We start from the raw sequence: 423 nt of genomic DNA, 5'->3' as shown, positions 1-423 counted from the left end.
CGCCGGGGTTCAGGATCGTCGGCAGCTCGACCGGCCGCCCGAACTGGCACCAGCCGACCGCCGTGCCGTCGGCGTAGACGAGCACCTGGTGGTTCGTGCCGTTCCGCACGTGGCGGTGCTTCGCCTCCTGGTGGGACACCGTCGGGTCGGGCGTCCCGCGTGGGCCGTCCGGGTGGAAACCGATGCACCAGCACCCGCCCCACACACCGTTGCTGCGGGTCACGAGCGCGGCGAAGTCGGGCCACGTCTCCTCGGTGAGCATCGCCGTCGAGTACTCCATGGGCCGATGATCCTCCGGTCGTGGCGATCCCGCCACCACCGCGACCGTGGTGCTCGGAACGGCGCGCGACCGGTGGTCAGGCCGCGCTGCGCCGGGCGGCGACGAGGCCGGAGACGAGCGCCGCGACGCCGAGCCCGATGCCG

At 73.8% G+C, this 423-nt stretch carries 1 pseudogene; it reads right to left on the bottom strand.

The features are described 5' to 3' along the window. Positions 1–280: pseudogene (locus BIU91_RS18965) on the bottom strand (GNAT family N-acetyltransferase); the annotation flags it as partial. Positions 281–423 lie beyond the last annotated feature (143 nt).

The organism is Curtobacterium sp. MMLR14_002, from assembly GCF_001864975.1.
Taxonomy (GTDB): Bacteria; Actinomycetota; Actinomycetes; order Actinomycetales; family Microbacteriaceae; genus Curtobacterium; species Curtobacterium flaccumfaciens.
Note: the sequence above shows the minus strand (reverse complement) of the source record. Positions and strands in the feature narration are given on the sequence as shown.